Annotated in this window: 15 protein-coding genes; 11 read left to right on the plus strand and 4 right to left on the minus strand. The window is 68.3% G+C overall.

Features of this window, described 5'->3' with window-relative positions; genetic code table 11:
* The first annotated feature begins 123 nt into the window (after positions 1-123).
* Together EX20_RS20040 and EX20_RS20045 are read left to right on the plus strand one after the other, a co-directional pair.
* The gene (locus EX20_RS20040) at positions 124-2,214 is read left to right on the plus strand and encodes a 3-hydroxybutyrate oligomer hydrolase family protein (protein WP_034194482.1); all 2,091 of its coding nucleotides are present in this window, start codon (positions 124-126) and stop codon (positions 2,212-2,214) included.
* A 607-nt stretch (positions 2,215-2,821) separates the two neighbouring features.
* Entirely contained in the window at positions 2,822-4,657 is a 1,836-nt protein-coding gene (locus tag EX20_RS20045) for a S10 family peptidase (protein ID WP_034194483.1), read from the plus strand.
* A gap of 171 nt (positions 4,658-4,828) precedes the next feature.
* On the opposite strand, the gene EX20_RS20050 is transcribed toward EX20_RS20045, so the two are convergent.
* The 4 genes from EX20_RS20050 to EX20_RS20065 all read right to left on the minus strand — a co-directional run bounded on the left by EX20_RS20050 (position 4,829) and on the right by EX20_RS20065 (position 8,980).
* Positions 4,829-5,617, minus strand: a complete 789-nt coding sequence (locus EX20_RS20050) for a sulfite exporter TauE/SafE family protein (RefSeq protein WP_011883481.1) — start codon at positions 5,615-5,617, stop codon at positions 4,829-4,831.
* A gap of 285 nt (positions 5,618-5,902) precedes the next feature.
* A complete protein-coding gene (locus tag EX20_RS20055) occupies positions 5,903-7,342 on the minus strand; it encodes a DHA2 family efflux MFS transporter permease subunit (RefSeq protein WP_034194484.1) in 1,440 nt (479 codons plus the stop codon).
* A gap of 112 nt (positions 7,343-7,454) precedes the next feature.
* Positions 7,455-8,186: a DsbA family oxidoreductase gene (locus EX20_RS20060; protein WP_034194485.1), complete on the minus strand. Its 732-nt coding sequence runs from the start codon at positions 8,184-8,186 to the stop codon at positions 7,455-7,457.
* A gap of 146 nt (positions 8,187-8,332) precedes the next feature.
* Positions 8,333-8,980 carry a helix-turn-helix transcriptional regulator gene (locus tag EX20_RS20065; protein ID WP_034194486.1) on the minus strand — a complete coding sequence of 216 codons (648 nt, stop codon included), beginning with the start codon at positions 8,978-8,980 and terminating at the stop codon, positions 8,333-8,335.
* A 703-nt stretch (positions 8,981-9,683) separates the two neighbouring features.
* On the opposite strand from EX20_RS20065, the gene EX20_RS20070 reads away from it, so the two are divergent.
* From EX20_RS20070 to groL, 9 genes are all read left to right on the plus strand, one after another.
* Positions 9,684-11,102, plus strand: coding sequence for a beta strand repeat-containing protein (locus tag EX20_RS20070; RefSeq protein ID WP_034194487.1), 1,419 nt, complete (start codon positions 9,684-9,686; stop codon positions 11,100-11,102).
* A gap of 291 nt (positions 11,103-11,393) precedes the next feature.
* A complete protein-coding gene (locus EX20_RS20075; protein WP_011883491.1) occupies positions 11,394-11,753 on the plus strand; it encodes a COG4315 family predicted lipoprotein in 360 nt (119 codons plus the stop codon).
* Between the two features lie 49 nt (positions 11,754-11,802).
* Positions 11,803-12,318, plus strand: coding sequence for a sigma-70 family RNA polymerase sigma factor (locus tag EX20_RS20080; protein WP_011883494.1), 516 nt, complete (start codon positions 11,803-11,805; stop codon positions 12,316-12,318).
* Positions 12,318-13,109: an anti-sigma factor family protein gene (locus EX20_RS20085; protein ID WP_034194488.1), complete on the plus strand. Its 792-nt coding sequence runs from the start codon at positions 12,318-12,320 to the stop codon at positions 13,107-13,109. Before EX20_RS20080 ends, EX20_RS20085 begins: the two co-directional genes overlap by 1 nt.
* Before the next feature lie 31 nt (positions 13,110-13,140).
* Positions 13,141-13,560, plus strand: a complete 420-nt coding sequence (locus EX20_RS20090; protein ID WP_034194513.1) for a cupredoxin domain-containing protein — start codon at positions 13,141-13,143, stop codon at positions 13,558-13,560.
* Complete coding sequence (locus tag EX20_RS20095) at positions 13,557-14,189, plus strand: sigma-E factor regulatory protein RseB domain-containing protein (RefSeq protein ID WP_014722546.1); 633 nt, start codon at positions 13,557-13,559, stop codon at positions 14,187-14,189. Before EX20_RS20090 ends, EX20_RS20095 begins: the two co-directional genes overlap by 4 nt.
* 23 nt (positions 14,190-14,212) lie before the next feature.
* On the plus strand, positions 14,213-14,722 hold the full coding sequence (locus tag EX20_RS20100; RefSeq protein WP_011883502.1) for an SRPBCC family protein: 510 nt from the start codon (positions 14,213-14,215) through the stop codon (positions 14,720-14,722).
* 374 nt (positions 14,723-15,096) lie between these two features.
* Complete coding sequence (groES, locus tag EX20_RS20105) at positions 15,097-15,390, plus strand: co-chaperone GroES (RefSeq protein ID WP_004186661.1); 294 nt, start codon at positions 15,097-15,099, stop codon at positions 15,388-15,390.
* A 46-nt stretch (positions 15,391-15,436) separates the two neighbouring features.
* Positions 15,437-17,077, plus strand: a complete 1,641-nt coding sequence (gene groL, locus EX20_RS20110) for a chaperonin GroEL (protein ID WP_011883504.1) — start codon at positions 15,437-15,439, stop codon at positions 17,075-17,077.
* Positions 17,078-17,168: the final 91 nt, after the last annotated feature.

The following is a 17,168-nucleotide window of genomic DNA, read 5'->3' on the forward strand; positions in this document are numbered from 1 at the left end:
CAAGCGCCTGCTTTCCGGCGGGCCCCGGCGTGCCGGGGCCCGTTTGCGCTTCAGGGCCGTGCGCCGCGCACGACGCGGCGGCCGGCCGATAACGATATCGATATCGACACTGAGAGGGCGGCAATGGACACGCACGGGTGGGGTAGTCGAATTCTTGTCGGCGCGGCGCTCGCCGCACTCACGATGCTGGGCGCCTGCAACGGCGACGAGACGGCCGAGCGCAACCAGCTGCCCGTGTTCGTGTCGGGCTCGGTGCGCACGACCGCGTACGACGGCGCGAGCGACGACCTGCTGACGGCCGGCCTCGGCAAGACGGGCCTCGCGTCCGCCGCCGCGCCCGCGTTCGCGGACCCGTCGCGGCCGACCGCCGCCGAGCTGCGCCGCGTCGCGATCTGGTCGAATTACCGCGCGCTCGTCGACATGAGCGCGAACGGCGGATACGGCCGCTTCTGGGGGCCGAACGTCGACCTCGACGGCAACGACACGCTCGGCGAAGGCAAGATCGCCGGCACCGAATATCTCGCGTATGCCGACGACGGCAGCGGCCGCAAGAACGTGACGCTGCTCGTGCAGGTGCCGGCGAGCTTCGATCCCGCGCAGCCGTGCATCGTCACCGCGACGTCGTCGGGCTCGCGCGGCGTGTACGGCGCCATTTCCGCGGCCGGCGAATGGGGCCTCAAGCGCGGCTGCGCGGTCGCATACAACGACAAGGGCGGCGGCAACGGCGCGCAGGAGCTCGGCTCCAACACCGTCACGCTGATCGACGGCACGCTCGCCAACGCGGTGCTGGCCGGCAGCGCGAGCCTGTTTACCGCCAACCTGACGAGCGGCGACCTCGCCGCGTTCAACAGCCGCTTCCCGAACCGCTACGCGTTCAAGCACGCCCATTCGCAGCAGAACCCCGAGCACGACTGGGGCCGCGCGACGCTGCAGTCGGTCGAATTCGCATACTGGGCGCTCAACCAACAGTTCGCGCCGCTCGTCGACGGCTCGCATCGCGGCGTGCGCTACCGCGCGGGCGACATCACGACGATCGCCGCGTCGGTGAGCAACGGCGGCGGCGCGGCGCTCGCGGCGGCCGAACAGGACACGCGCCGCTGGATCACCGCGGTGGTGGTCGGCGAGCCGCAGATCAACGTGCGGATGGCGCCGAACGCCGTCGTGCGCGAAAGCGGCCGGCCGGTGCCGTCGTTCGGCCGGCCGCTGGCCGACTACGCGACGCTCGCGAACCTGCTGGAGCCGTGCGCGGCCGCGTCGGCGTCGCTCGCGGGCGAGCCCTATCTGAGCGCGCTGCCGCTCGCGACCACGCAGTCGATCCGCACGCAGCGCTGCGCGACGCTCGCCGCAGCCGGGCTCGTATCGGGCGCCGATACGCAGAGCCAGGCCGCCGACGCGCTCGCGCAACTGCATGCGGCCGGCTACCTCGCCGATTCGGACCTGCTGCAGGCATCGATGTGGGATTCGCAGGCGATTCCGGCGATCGCGGTCACCTATGCGAACGCGTACACGCGCTCGAGCGTCGCCGACAACCTGTGCAATTTCAGCTTCGCGACGACCAATGCGGCGACCGGCGCGGTGGCGGCGCCTGCCGCGTCGCCGATGCCGGCCGTGTTCGGCCTCGGCAACGGCGTGCCGCCGACGGCCGGCATCAACCTTGTGTTCAACACCGGCGCGGGCGTCGACCACCGGCTCGCGACGCCCGACGCGAGCTTCGCGGGCGCGCTATGCCTGCGTCAGCTGTGGACCAACGGGATGCTCGACATGCCGGCGAACGTCGAGGCCGTGCGCGTGAACGCGAACCTGCAGGGCAAGCCCGCGATCATCGTGCAGGGCCGCAGCGACGCGCTCGTGCCGGTGAACCACGCGTCGCGCGCGTACGTCGCGCAGAACAGCATCAGCGAAGGCGGGCGCAGCCAACTGGTGTTCTACGAGGTGACCAACGGGCAGCACTTCGATGCGTTCCTGCCGGTCGCGGGCTTCGACACGCGCTTCGTGCCGGTCCACTACTACAACGTGCAGGCGCTGAACCTGATGTGGCGGCATCTGAAGAGCGGCGCGCCGCTGCCGCCGTCGCAGGTGATCCGCACGGTGCCGCGCGGCGGCACGCTGGGCGCCGCGCCGGCGCTGACCAGCGCGAACCTGCCGCCGATCTCGACGGCGCCGGGTGCGAACGCGATCGCGGCCGGCGCCGGCGCGATCGACGTGCCGCTCTGACGGCGCGCCGCGCCGCATTCCCCGCAGCCGGATGGTCGTCCGGCTTTTTCTTTTTTGGCGCTGGAAATCGCTTCGGCGTTCACTCCTCATCGACCGGTCCGCGCTGTAACAAATTATTACTTTACGGCCCAAAACCCCGCTTCTATTATTCGCCGAGATTTTCACTTAATTTAATAAATTACCTTATCGGCGATATTTCTTTCCAAATAGTTATTCGATCCTTTCGGTTTTGTTAAATCGGCTCGCATCTCGATTGACCGCTTGTTGCGGTTAATCGGCGTGTCGCCGAAGGGGATTGCTCGTCCATTCCGGGCGACGCGTGCATGGCCGTGCGGGTCAGGCCGGGCAAGTATTTGCCGTTGCATTTCGGCGCGACGCATTGGCGCAGCATGCGCGCGCGGCCGTCGATTATTGAATCGTCGTTCCCGATGGAATTGATTCCATCGTGCATTCGAAATACGGGTGGGGTAAATCGTGCCGGCCGGCAATGGCCGGGGCGGTAAAAAACTCGGAGTGCGTCGCAAAACGAATGCGCTCCCGGTGCGGAGCGTCGGCGCAAATGATCCTTTGCGCCGACGGTATTTATCGTTCTATTCGAGAGGCAATAATGACGACACGGAAGTCCTTGAAAGACGGTTTCGCGCTATTTGGAACGACACTGAGCGTGCCGCTCGCGGCGGCGGCGGCCGCGGCGCTGCTCGTCACCGGCTGCGGCGGCGACGACGGCTCCGGCCCGAGCGCCGCCACCGCGGCGGCCGTGACGGCGGCCAACGGCAGCACGTCCGCCACGACGAATGCCCCGGCCGCCGTGCCCGCGGACCAGCCGTACGTCGACGACGACGTCTACGGCACCGGCCCGGACGATGCGGTCACCGACTCGGCCGAAGGCGCCGCGGTCGTGCATCGCCAGGTCGCGATCGGCGGCAAGACGATCCAGTACACGGCCACGACCGGCCACCTGACGACGATCGATCCGGTCACGTCCGCACCGAACGCGAAGATGTTCTACGTCGCCTACACGCAGGACAATCCCGACCCGTCGAAGCCGCGCCCGGTCACGTTCTTTTACAACGGCGGGCCGGGCTCGTCGTCGGTCTACCTGCTGCTCGGCTCGTTCGGGCCGAAGCGCCTGCAATCGTCGTTTCCGAACTTCACGCCGCCCGCGCCGTACAAGCTGCTCGACAACCCCGACAGCCTGCTCGATCGCACCGATCTGGTGTTCATCAACCCGGTCGGCACCGGCTACTCGACGGCGATCGCGCCGGCGAAGAACAAGGACTTCTGGGGTACCGACCAGGACGCGCGCTCGATCGACCGCTTCATCCAGCGCTACCTGACCAAGTATTCGCGCTGGAATTCGCCGAAGTTCCTGTTCGGCGAGTCGTACGGCACGGCGCGCAGCGCGGTCGTGTCGTGGGTGCTGCACGAGGACGGCATCGACCTGAACGGGATCACGCTGCAGTCGTCGATCCTCGACTATGCGAATGCGCTGTCCGCGCCCGGCACGTTCCCGACGCTCGCGGCCGACGCGTTCTACTGGAAGAAGACGACGCTCAGTCCGGCGCCGACCGATCTCGACGCGTACATGGCGCAGGCCCGCCACTACGCCGACAACACGCTCGCGCCGCTCGCGCAGAAGCCGAACCCGCAGGACGGCGGCTTCGTGAACGTGCGGCTGAACCTGAACCAGCGGACCGCGCAGCAGATGGGCGCGTACATTGGCACCGACGCGACGACGCTGATCCAGACCTTCGGCAACCCGGCCGCGCTCGGCAACGTGCCGTCGTCGGACGACAACCCGCCGTACACGTTCTTCCTGACGCTCGTGCCCGGCACCCAGATCGGCCAGTACGACGGCCGCGCGAACTTCACGGGCAAGGGCATCGCGCCGTACATCCTGCCGAACTCGGGCAGCAACGATCCGTCGATCACGAACGTCGGCGGCGCGTACACGGTGCTGTGGAACAGCTACATCAACACCGATCTCAAGTACACGTCGACGTCGTCGTTCGTGGATCTGAACGACCAGGTGTTCAACAACTGGGACTTCAGCCACACCGACCCGACCGGCGCGAACAAGGGCGGCGGCAATACGCTGTACACGGCCGGCGACCTGGCGGCGACGATGAGCGTCAACCCGGACCTGAAGGTGCTGTCGGCGAACGGCTATTTCGACGCGGTCACGCCGTTCCACCAGACCGAGCTGACGCTCGCGCAGATGCCGCTCGATCCGACGCTCAAGGCGCAGAACCTGACGATCAAGAACTACCCGTCGGGGCACATGATCTATCTGAACGATGCGTCGCGAACCGCGCTGAAGGGCGATCTCGGCAGCTTCTACGACGGGATCCTCGCGAACCGCGGCGCGCTGCAGCGCGTGCTGAAGCTGCAGGCGCGCACGCTGCAGATGAAGCAGCAGCAACTGCAGCAGCAGGGGCAGTAAGCGTCGCGCCGCGGCTCGCGCGGCCCGGCCTCGGGCCGGGCGCTGCGGGCTCGCGGTGCGCTTCCGGATGGACGACAGCCCGATCGGCGCGAGCCGGTCGGGCTGTTTTTTCGGACGAATCGCCGGCGCGCGACGCGCGGGCGGGTGCGGCGGGGAACCGCGCAGCCGTGCTTACGCGAGCACGAGCCGCACGCCGACCGCGATCAGCGTCGCGGCGAGCAGGTTGCGCAGCAGCCGCTCGGGCGCGCGCGCCGACAGCAGGCTGCCGATCACGATGCCCGGCAGCGAGCCGAGCAGCAGCGACAGCAGCATCGACCAGTCGACCGAGCCGAGCAGCCAGTGGCCCATGCCGGCGACGAGCGTGAGCGGCACCGCGTGCGCGATGTCGGAGCCGACGATGCGGCTGGTCGCGAGCGCCGGATACAGCAACAGCAGCACGGTGACGCCGATCGCGCCGGCGCCGACCGACGTCATCGACACCAGCACGCCGAGCACGGCGCCGGTCAGCACGGTCGACCACAGCGTGCGCGCGGGGCTCGGCGCGAGCGGATTGCGCGCGGCGAGCGCGGTGAGCTGCGGGCGGAAGATCAGCGCGAGCGACGTGAGCAGCAGCGCGACGCCGAGCACCAGCTGGATCGTGCGTGCGGTGCTGGGCGAATTCATCCCGTGCGTGTGGAGCACCCACAGCGTGACGGCGGCGGCCGGCACGCTGCCGGCCGCGAGCCGGCCGGTGATGCGCCAGTCGACCGATCCTTTCAGCCCGTGCACGAGCGTGCCGGTGGCCTTGGTCGCGGCCGCGTACAGCAGGTCGGTGCCGACCGCCGTCGCGGGGTGGACGCCGAACAGCAGCACCAGGATCGGCGTCATCAGCGAACCGCCGCCGACGCCCGTCAGACCGACGAGGATGCCGACGAACAGGCCGGACAGGGAGTACAGCGGATCGATATGGGGAAGCGACATCGGAAGCAGGCGGTTATGCGGCGTTCGGCGGCGGCGCGCAGGTCAAAGTCCGCCATTGTCGCAAATGTGGCGAGCCGGTGTACGGCTACGTTAAAAATCGATGCGCAAAGTCGGCCGGGCGGCCGATGTCGGAACGTGAAACGGCCATTTGAACGGATCTCGTGGCCGGGGGCGCCGCGGCCCGGCTGCGGGGGCCCCGCGGTGCATGCGCATGCCTTTGGGACCGTGGCGGAACACGGCGCCGCAACGAAGGCCGGCGCGGCCGGCCGCCGCGCCTCAGGGCAGTCAGTGGACCGCGGGACCGACGCCCGGCATAGCATCCTGCCGGCGAATGCGCAGCGCGAGGCCGAGCAGCCCGGCGGCGGCCGCGAACGCCGCGCCGACCGCGAACGCGGCGTGGTAGCCGCCGTTCAGCGCGTCGAGCGGTGCGGCTCGTGCGGCCGCGAGCGTCTCGGTGCGGGCCGCGGCGAGGCTCGCGAGCACCGCGAGGCCGAGTGCGCCGCCCATCATGAAGGCGGTGTTGACGATGCCCGATGCGAGCCCGGAATCGGCCGGCTCGACGTCGCTCATCGCGGCGAGCAGCACCGGATTGAATGCGACGCCCGCGCCGATGCCGAGCAGCGTCATGCCGGGCAGCACGTGCCACACGAAGCCGCCGTCCACGGGCGCGCGCGAGAACAGCGCCAGCCCGCAGGCGGCGATCAGCAGGCCGGCCGCGATCGGGCCGCGGATCCCGCAGCGCATCACGATGCGCGCCGACAGCCCGAGCGAGAACGCGGCCATGATCAGATTGGCCGGCAGGAACGCGAGGCCGACCTGCAGCGGCCCGTAGCCGAGCACGCGCTGCATGTACAGCGCGGACAGGAAGAACCAGGCGAACATCGCCGCCGCCCACAGCACGCCGATGACGTTGGCGAGCGCGACGTTGCGCGCGGCGAACAGCGTCAGCGGCATCAGCGGATGCGCGACGCGCGCCTCGATCGCGATGAACGCCGCGAGCAGCGCGAGCGCCGCGCCGATCAGCCCGACGGTCTGCGGCGACAGCCAGCCGGCCTCGTTGCCGCCGACGATCCCGTAGACGGCCAGCATCAGCGACGCCGTCACGGTGAGCGCGCCCGCGACGTCGAGCCGCGCGGCGTCGGCCGGCACGCGCACGCGCGGCAGCAGCGCGACGCACATCGCATAGACGGCGATGCCGATCGGCAGGTTGACGAGGAAGATCCAGTGCCACGACAGCGTGCTGGTCAGCAGCCCGCCGAGCAGCACGCCGAGGCTGCCGCCGCCCGCGCAGACGAAGCCGTAGACGCCCATCGCGCGCGCCCGTTCGCCGGGCTCGGTGAACAGGTTCATGATCAGCGACAGCGACACGGCCGACACCACCGCGCCGCCGAAGCCCTGCACCGCGCGCGCGGCGATCAGCAGCGTCTGCGAGGGCGCGACGCCGCATGCGAGCGACGCGAGCGTGAACACCACGAGGCCCGCGAGGAACATGCGGCGCTGGCCGTACAGGTCGCCGAGCCGGCCGCCGAGCAGCAGAAAGCCGCCGAACGTCAAGAGGTACGCGTTGACGACCCAGACGAGCGCCGTCCCGGTGAAATGGAGGTCGGCGCCGATCGACGGCAGCGCGACGTTCACGATCGTGCTGTCGAGCACGATCATCAGCACGCCGAGGCACAGGACGATCAGCGCATACCAGCGCTGCTGGCCGTGGATTCCATGGGTCATCGTCTGCAGCCTCGCTCTGATAGTTATTTGAAAGGCTGAATTGTAGACGCCGTTCGCGCCGTGTTCCTGTCGGTTTGTGGCAGGAGCGGCGCGTAGTCGCGCGGCCCGTGCGTCATGCGCGCGGCGGCAGTTCGCAGCCGTCGGGGCCGCACGCGGCCGCGTCGTCGTGGAATGCGACGCTCGCGCCGTCGTGCCACGCGCGCTCGAGCGCCTGCGCGAACACGTCGACCGGCTGTGCGCCGGACACCGCGTAACGGCCGCCGAACACGAACAGCGGCACGCCGCGTCCGCCGATCTGCGCGGCGCGCGCGACGTCGGCTTCGACCTCGTCGCGGTACGCATCGCTGCGCAGCGTCGCTTCGACGGCCGCGCGTTCGAGTCCCGCTTCGACCGCGAAGTCGGTCAGCGCCGCGTGGTCGAACAACGCGCCGTGCTCGCAGAAATACGCGCGGTAGAGTCGCTCGGTCAGCGCGTGCGCATGACCGGTCGCCTGCCCGAGCTTCACGACGCGGTGTGCGTCGAGCGTGTCGCCGACGAGCGTGCCGGGCAGGTCGTAGCGCAGCCCGACGCTCGCGGCCGCGTCGGTCACCTGGCGCAGCATCTGGTCGACCTGCGCCGCCGACATCCGGTATTTGCCCGCGAGCATCGCCTCGACCGGTTCGACCGGCTGGCCCGGCATGAGCCGGAACGCGCGCAGCACGACGTCGACGTGCTGCGCATGCGGGAATGCGGCGAGCGCGTCGTCGAAGCGGCGCTTGCCGATCCAGCACCACGGGCAGATCAGGTCGGACCAGATCTCGACGGTGAGCATCGGGCGGGCAGGCGGGGCGGGCAGGGGCGTCATCGGCTGTTCGGCGGGAAAAAATGTAACTGCGACTATAGCATTTGATGCGCCGGCGTTTCGTCGGGCGGCTGCGCTCGCAGACGCATCGTGCATGCCGGCTTGCCTCGCCGGCGCACGCGCGGCGGGCCGGCGGGGTGCAGTCGCGCTTACGCGTCGCCTTGCGTTTCCTTCAGATGCTTGAGGTGTTTGTAGACGGTCGCGCGGCCCATCCCGAGCACGTTCGCGACGTAGTTGGCCGCGCTCTTGCCGCGGAACGCGCCTTCCGCGTACAGCGCTTCGACCAGCTCGCGCCGGTGCTCGCGCGTGAGACCGTTCAGGCCGACCTGCCGCTCGCGCAGCCAGCCGTGCAGGAACGTGTTGATGCGCTCCTGCCAGTCGTCGCGGAACAGCTCGTCCGGTTGCGCGACGATCCCCGCGCCCTTGATGAACACGTCGAGCGTCGCGCGCACGTCGTCGAACACCGCGATGTTGAAGTTGATGCACATCATCCCGGCCGGGCGGCCTTCGTCGTCGAACAGCACGTTGCTCACGCAACGCATGCGCCGCCCGTCCCAGTTCAGCTTTTCGTACGGGCCGATCACGCGTTCGCGCGCCGAGTGATCGATTTCTTCGAGCGCAGAATCGTCGCCGACCTCGCGCTTCGACAGGTTGTTGGCCAGGTACAGGACGGTCTGGTCGTGCAGGTCGTGGATCACGACTTCAGCATAGGGGAAGAACAGCGCCGCGATGCCGTCGGCGATCGGTGCGTAACGGGAGAGCAGCAGGTCTTTGACGGGGGACGGCTTCTTGCGCATCGGGATCGCGATCTCGGGTGAGCGGGGGGCGGGCGGCGCGTTCGCGCGCGCTGGCACCGGCGCCGCGGCGGTTGCGCCATTGTATCTAGCCTGCGCAGACGGGCGGCTCATCCGCGCGGCTGTTCGCGCGAGAGCGGCCGGTGGCTCGCCGAGATGATGACCGGCGCGCCGACGTATATCGACCCGCATTCGTATCGGCCTGTGGGCTTCGGTTGACTGCGGCCGGGCACGATGTGACGGCCGCTGTGCGGGCGGTTTTCACAGTTTTTCATTCGACTATACGTAGTGGCGAAAACTATGTCGATCGCAATGGTCTGCGTAATTGATCGGAAAGAAATCGCCGATAAGAAAATAAGAAATCCCGCCGATTTTTAAATGCATTTCATCGAAATGAAATGCAAAAGGGATGGGCGGTCCATACGGGCGTCGAGGGCGTGGCGACGAATGGCTGCAATGTGCGCGAATGTACCGGAACACGTTACCTGCGGCCTCGAAAACGTTACGTTACATCCGTAGTCCACGATGCTCTTTCGTCTGACGAGTCGGTGGAAATGCGCCGTCCTTTTCCCTGTAGATCCATATAAATCCGTTATTGCGTCGCAATAAATAGCCGAGTCGGACCATTTTATTAGGGTGGCATGCTTCGTGCGATCCGTCCCCATGCTTTATCAACGTAGTGCCAACCGAGATGGGGTAAATAAAGATGGGACAAAACATTAATTTGACGGGTGTGGCGCTGTCGGTCGCGACGGTGTTCGGGGTGCTGACTTCCGGTTCGGCGATGGCGGCGGCGCTCGATGCGCTGCCGATCCCGCAAGTGATCGTGAACCCGCCGACGAACAACGTGTCGGTCGGGCTGGCCGCGACCGGCACGTCGCCGCTGGGCTCGGTGACCGTGACGACGGGCGGGGCCGGCGCGCTTCAGACGTCGCTCGGCAATCCGGCGCAGGCGTTGTCGGGGGTGGTGAATGGGTTGCCGGGCGCGCTGGGGGGCAGCGGCGGCACGGTGACGCCGCTCGCGCCGGCGCAGGGCGTGGTGAATCAGGTGACGGGCGCGTTGGGGAGTGTCGGGGGCGGCGCGAATCCGTTGGCGGCGGTGCAGGGCGCGGTCGGTCAAGTGACGGGTGCGTTGACGGGAGCACTTGGCACGGTGACCGGTGCGCTGGGTAACGCTGGCGGCGGTAACCCGGCCGGCGCGTTGACCGGTGCACTCGGCACGGTGACCGGCGCGTTGGCTAACGCTGGCGGCGGTAACCCGGCCAGTGCATTGACCGGAGCGCTCGGCACGGTAACCGGTGCATTGGATAACGTTGGCGGCGGTAACCCGGCCAGTGCATTGACCGGCGCACTCGGCAACGTCGGCGGCGCGAATCCCCTTGCCCCTGTCCAGAACGTCATCGATCAGGTCACCGGCACGCTCGGCAGCGGCAATCCGGCCGGCGCGCTGGGCAACGGCGTCAACACGATCACGGGTGCGCTGGGCAACCTGGGTGGCGCCTCGAACCCGCTCGCGCCGGTGCAGGGCGCCGTCACGCAGGTGGCGGGCACGCTCGGCAACGGCAATCCGGCCGAAGCGCTGACGAATGCGGTGAACTCGGTGGCCGGCGCGCTCGGCAACCTCGGCAGCACGAGCCCGCTGGCGCCGGTGCAGGGCGTCGTCAATCAGGTCGTCGGCTCGTTGTCCGGCGTTGGCGGCAGCAACCCGATCGCGCCGATCACGAACCTCGTCGGCGGTCTGACCGGCGGCAACAACCCGGCCGGCGCGCTGACCGGCGCACTCGGCTCGGTGACGGGCGCGCTCGCGAACGGCCCGGCGGCACTCGGGCAGGCCGCGGGTGCGTTGACCGGTGCGGCCGGTTCTGCCGCCGCGGCCGGCGGCAGCCTGCTCGGCTCGGGCGCCAGCGCGGGGGGCAGCACGGCAGGCGCGGTCGGCTCGCTGGTGTCGACCACGGGCAATGCGACGGCGACGGTCGTCAACGCGGCCGGCACGACGGTGGGCACCGCGCTGGGCTCCACGCCGGGCCTGTCGGTCACGCCGCACTCGGGCAACGGTTCGGCGAACAACCCGCTCGCGCCGGTGTCGACGCTCCTCCAGGCAGTAACGGCCGCCTTGCCGAGGTAACCACCGCACAGCGCGCGGCGGCGGCGCATCGCTCGCCGCGCGCAATGCGTCACACGACGCGGCATGACTTCAACGTCATGCCGCGTTTTATTTTGCATCGCGCTCGTCCCCACCCCACCAATAGCCGACGTGCGCCCGCCCCGGCGCAGCGGCCGCCCGGAATAACCACCCACGCTCATTCGTTTACATACCGAGTCGCAGCGCACACGCACGGCAGGATAATGATCGGCACCATGCCGAACGTCCTGTCGGGCGGCACCGTGCCGCGATGCCACGCAAAGGAGAACGGCAATGAAGACGATGATGGTTGCGCTCGCGCTGACCGCCGCGGTTGCACGCCCGGCCGCCGCCGAGCCGCCGCAGGTCGGCGACGGAAAACTGGTCGACGAACACCGGATGACGCTGTACGTGTTCGACCACGACGCGCCCGGCAAGAGCACGTGCACGGGCGCCTGCGTGGCGAACTGGCCGCCCGCGCTCGCCGACGGCTACGACCACGCAGCAGGCCCGCTCACCCTCGTCGCGCGCGACGACGGCAGCAAGCAATGGGCATATCGCGGCCGTCCGCTGTATCGCTGGAAGATGGACCGCAAGGCCGGCGACGCGAGCGGCGACGGGGTCGGCGGCATGTGGCACGTCGCGCGTCCCTGAGCGAGCGACGGCCTGACGGCGCGCGACGCGCGATGCGCGAGGCATCCGGATGAGCTACGAATCGGATCTGCTGGTATGGCTGCCGCATCTGACGCGGTATGCGCGCGCGCTGACGGGCGAGCGCGCGTGGGCCGACGATCTCGTGCAGGACACGCTCGAGCGCGCGCTGAACCGGCCGCCGCGCGACACCGCGAATCTGCGCGCGTGGCTGCTGACGTTGCTGCGGCACCGTTTCATCGACCAGTTGCGCGCGCGGCACGAGATCGCGGTGGACGATGCGACCGCGCCCTGGCAGACGATGGCCGCGCCGGGCGGCGAGATCGGCGGGCTGGTGTTGCGCGACGTGCAGCGCGCGCTGTACCGGCTGCCGGTGGAGCAACGCGAGGTGCTGCTGCTGGTGGCGCTCGAGGAACTGAGCTACCGCGATGCCGCTCAGGTGCTGGGCGTGCCGGTCGGGACGGTGATGTCGCGGCTGTCGCGGGCGCGCGAACAGATGCGCGCGCTGCTGTCCGGCGAGCCGCCGACGCACGGCACGGCCGCACTACGGGTGATCGGGAAGACATGATGGACGACGAACCGCGTACACCTTCGCACGATGCGGACGACACCGCATCGGCCCAGCTGCTGTCGGCATTGCTCGACGGCGAGCTGTCCGGGCCGGAGCGCCGCGAGGTGCTCGAGCGGCTGCGGTCCGATCCGCAGTCGGCCGACCGGTTCGCGCATTACGGCGCACAGCGCGACGCATTGCACGCGCTGTTTCCGCTGCCGCCCGCCGCGCCGGCGCTGTTCGTGCAGCGTCGCGCGTCGCGCCGGCACGCGGCCGCGTACGCATTCGCCGGGCTTGCGGCCGGGCTGCTCCTCAGCGTCGCGCTGCATGCCGGCTGGACGGCGTTCGGCGCAGCTCCCGCGTTCGCCGCGCGCGCGGACGCCGCATACGCGGTGTACGCGCTCGACCGCGACCATCCGGTCGAAGTCGGCGCGCACGATGCCGGCGCTGCGGCGCGCCTGACCGGCTGGCTGTCCGCGCGGCTCGGGCGGCCGGTGCGCGCGCCGGCGCTCGACGAATACGGCTATGCGCTGCTCGGCGGCCGGCTGCTGCCGGGCGACGCCGGCCCGGCCGCGCAGCTGATGTATCAGCGTGCCGACGGCGCACGCGTGACGCTTTACATGACCGCGTACGACGCGCGACGTCTCGCGCCGCGCGCGCTGTCGTCGCAAGGTCGCCATACGTATTTCTGGTCGGATCGCGGCATCGGTTATGCGCTGTCCGGCGATGGCGACGAACGCCGGCTGCGCGAGCTCGCGATCGATGCGTGCGGCGCACTCGGCGGCCCGACCGACGCGTGGAAGGGATGACCGCCCACCGTGCGGCGGCATGGAGCAGACGATGAATCCGAAGATCCTGAAGCTGTTGACGGCTGGCGCGCTCGCGGCAGGCACCGCGCTTGCTCTCGCTGATGCAACGGTGCCGACGCGCGTGCCGGTCGACGCGGACGGCGTGCAGCGCGTGACCATCGTCGGCGGCAGTTACTTCTTCCGCCCGGCGCTGGTGATCGTGCGCGCCGACGTACCGGTCGAGCTGACCGTATCGGCCGAGCCGGGCGTCGTGCCGCACAGTTTCGAAATCGACGCGCCGCAGGCCGGCATCGCGGTGCACACCGAATTGGCCACGACGCCGCGCACGCTGCGCTTCACGCCGACGCAGCCCGGTCGCTTCGCCTACTATTGCACGCACCGGCTGCTGTTCCTGCGCAGCCATCGCGAGCGCGGCATGGCGGGCGTGCTGGTCGTCGAGGCGGCGCCGTGATCGCCGCGCTGCTGGCCGCGAGCCTGATAGGAGCAAGCATGACAGCCGATCCCGTAACCGTCGCGCACGCCCATTTCGAGCAGGTTCACTCGTATCGGGCGACGATCCGCTCGTCGGCGCGCAGCGGCGAGCATGCCGAAATCCATTACGCGTACCTCAAACCCGGTTTCGTCCGGATGGACTTCGTGTCGCCGCATCACGGCGCCGTGCTCGCATACGATCCGGGCGACGGCAAGGTCCGGCTGCGTCCGTTCGGCGAGCATGTGCCGCCGGCGCTGACGCTGTCGCCGGCCAATCCGCTGGTACGCGACCACAGCGGCCACCGGGTCGACCGGTCGGACGTCGGCGAGTTGCTGCGCAACGTGCAGGCGCTGCAGCAGGGCGGCGCGACGGTGACCGAAGGCGAGGAAACGATCGGCGGCCGGGCCGCGCTGCGTGTGACGGTGACCGGCGCGCCCGCGCATGCGGTGGACGGCGTGCATCGCTACCGGTTGTGGCTCGACGCCGACGACGGTTTTCCGCTGAAGGTCGTCAGCTTCGCGGACGGCGACGGCGAGCCGCTCGAGACGGTGACGCTCGACGACGTCGAGATCGACGTCGCGTTTCCCGCCCGCTTTTTCGCGCCCTGATTCCGCTTCGTGCCGGAGGCTGCATGGCGGAATACCGGTTTTCGACGACCTGGCGCGTGGACGCGCCGCTCGCGGCCGTCTGGGACGCGATCTACCAGGTCGATCGCTGGCCCGAATGGTGGAAGGGCGCGGTGCGGACCGTCGAGCTCGAGCCGGGCGACGCGCGCGGCGTCGGCGCGCTGCAGCGCTATACGTGGAAGGGCGCGTTGCCGTACCGTCTGACCTTCGACATGCGCGTGCTGCGCGTCGAGCGGCCGCGCGTGCTCGCAGGCCGCGCGAGCGGCGCGATCGAAGGCGACGGCCGCTGGTCGTTCCGCGGCGACGGCGCGCGCACCGTCGTGCGCTACGACTGGCACATCCGCACGCGCGAACCCTGGATGAACTGGCTCGCGCCGGTCGCGCGTCCGCTGTTCACGTGGAATCACGACGTCGTGATGCGCGAAGGCGCGCGCGGGCTCGCGCGGCTGCTCGGCACCACCGTCGAGACCGACGGCCGGACGTTCCGGCCGGTCGCCGGCTGTCCGGATATGTAACGGTGCCGCACCGGTCGCCCGGTCGCCGCCAGGCGTGCCGGCCGGTTTTTCGGCGCCGTGCGATGTTCGCGGAACTTGCTGCCGGCCACGGGTCAAATTGGGGCAACGATCGGGAAATCCCGTAGGGCAGCGGCGCTTCGATGCCGCGAATCGACACCTATCTCATTGTTTTTAAACGATTTGATGCCTTCTTCGAGCGCAATTCCACCGCATTCGTGCCGCTGAAAAATCCTCCTGCTCCCCTTCTTGAATTTGTCAAAACCCGTCCATATAATTAGCACTCGCTGCACGAGAGTGCTAACAATTCTCTGCCGGGCGACCAGCCGGGCAGATTCCCTAAGCGTTCTTCAATCTCATTCAAGAGAGGAGTGAATATGAACCTTCGTCCGTTGCACGATCGCGTGATCGTCAAGCGCCTGGATCAGGAAACCAAGACCGCCTCGGGTATCGTGATTCCCGACGCAGCGGCCGAAAAGCCGGATCAAGGTGAAGTCCTGGCCATCGGCCCGGGCAAGCGCGACGACAAGGGCGCGCCGATCGCGCTCGACGTGAAGGTCGGCGACCGCGTGCTGTTCGGCAAGTACGCTGGCCAGACCGTCAAGGTCGACGGCCAGGAGCTGCTCGTCATGCGCGAAGAAGACATCATGGCCGTGGTCAACGCTAAGTAAGCGTCCACTGACGGTACATATTCCCAAGAATTCAAGGAGTTAGAAGATGGCAGCTAAAGACGTCGTATTCGGCGATTCCGCCCGTTCGAAGATGGTCGAAGGCGTGAACATTCTGGCCAACGCGGTCAAGGTCACGCTGGGTCCGAAGGGCCGCAACGTCGTGCTCGAGCGCAGCTTCGGCGGCCCGACGGTCACCAAGGACGGTGTGTCGGTCGCGAAGGAAATCGAGCTGAAGGACAAGCTCCAGAACATGGGCGCGCAAATGGTCAAGGAAGTGGCTTCCAAGACCAGCGACAACGCAGGCGACGGCACGACGACGGCAACCGTCCTCGCGCAATCGATCGTTCGCGAAGGCATGAAGTACGTCGCATCGGGCATGAACCCGATGGACCTGAAGCGCGGCATCGACAAGGCAGTCGCAGCGGCTGTCGAAGAGCTGAAGAAGATCAGCAAGCCGTGCACGACGAACAAGGAAATCGCACAGGTCGGCTCGATCTCGGCAAACAGCGACTCGTCGATCGGCGATCGCATCGCTGAAGCGATGGACAAGGTCGGCAAGGAAGGCGTGATCACCGTCGAAGACGGCAAGTCGCTGGCCGACGAGCTGGACGTCGTCGAAGGCATGCAATTCGACCGCGGCTACCTGTCGCCGTACTTCATCAACAATCCGGACAAGCAAGTCGCCGTCCTCGACAACCCGTTCGTGCTGCTGCACGACAAGAAGGTGTCGAACATCCGTGATCTGCTGCCGGTGCTCGAGCAAGTCGCGAAGGCTGGCCGTCCGCTGCTGATCATCGCTGAAGACGTCGAAGGCGAAGCGCTCGCAACGCTGGTCGTCAACAACATCCGCGGCATCCTGAAGACCGTTGCGGTCAAGGCGCCGGGCTTCGGCGATCGCCGCAAGGCCATGCTGGAAGACATCGCGATCCTGACCGGCGGTCAAGTCATCGCGGAAGAAACCGGCCTGACGCTCGAGAAGGCAACGCTGGCAGAACTGGGCCAGGCGAAGCGCATCGAAGTGGGCAAGGAAAACACGACGATCATCGACGGCGCAGGCGAAGCTGCAAGCATCGAAGCGCGCGTGAAGCAAGTTCGCACGCAAATCGAAGAAGCGACGTCGGACTACGACCGTGAAAAGCTGCAAGAGCGCGTGGCCAAGCTGGCCGGCGGTGTGGCAGTGATCAAGGTCGGTGCTGCGACCGAAGTCGAAATGAAGGAAAAGAAGGCACGTGTCGAAGACGCACTGCACGCAACGCGCGCAGCTGTCGAAGAAGGCATCGTGGCAGGCGGCGGCGTTGCGCTGATCCGCGCTCGCACCGCGATCGCAGGCCTGACCGGCGCGAACGCCGACCAGAACGCCGGCATCAAGATCGTGCTGCGCGCAATGGAAGAGCCGCTGCGCCAGATCGTCACGAACGGTGGCGAAGAAGCGAGCGTCGTGGTGGCGGCAGTTGCTGCAGGCAAGGGCAACTACGGCTACAACGCAGCGACGGGCGAGTACGTCGACATGGTTGAAGCCGGCGTCGTCGACCCGACCAAGGTCACGCGCACCGCACTGCAGAACGCAGCTTCGGTTGCAGGCCTGCTGCTGACGACGGACGCAGCTGTCGCAGAACTGCCGAAGGAAGACGCTCCGATGCCGGGCGGCATGCCGGGCGGCATGGGCGGCATGGGCATGGACATGTAATCGACTTCGGTCGATGGTGTCCGGAACGCGCAGCGATGCGCGTTCCAGCCAAAAGAAAAGACCCGCAGCGATGCGGGTCTTTTTTTATTTG

The organism is Burkholderia sp. WP42 (genome assembly GCF_000745665.1).
GTDB classification, from domain to species: domain Bacteria; phylum Pseudomonadota; class Gammaproteobacteria; order Burkholderiales; family Burkholderiaceae; genus Burkholderia; species Burkholderia vietnamiensis.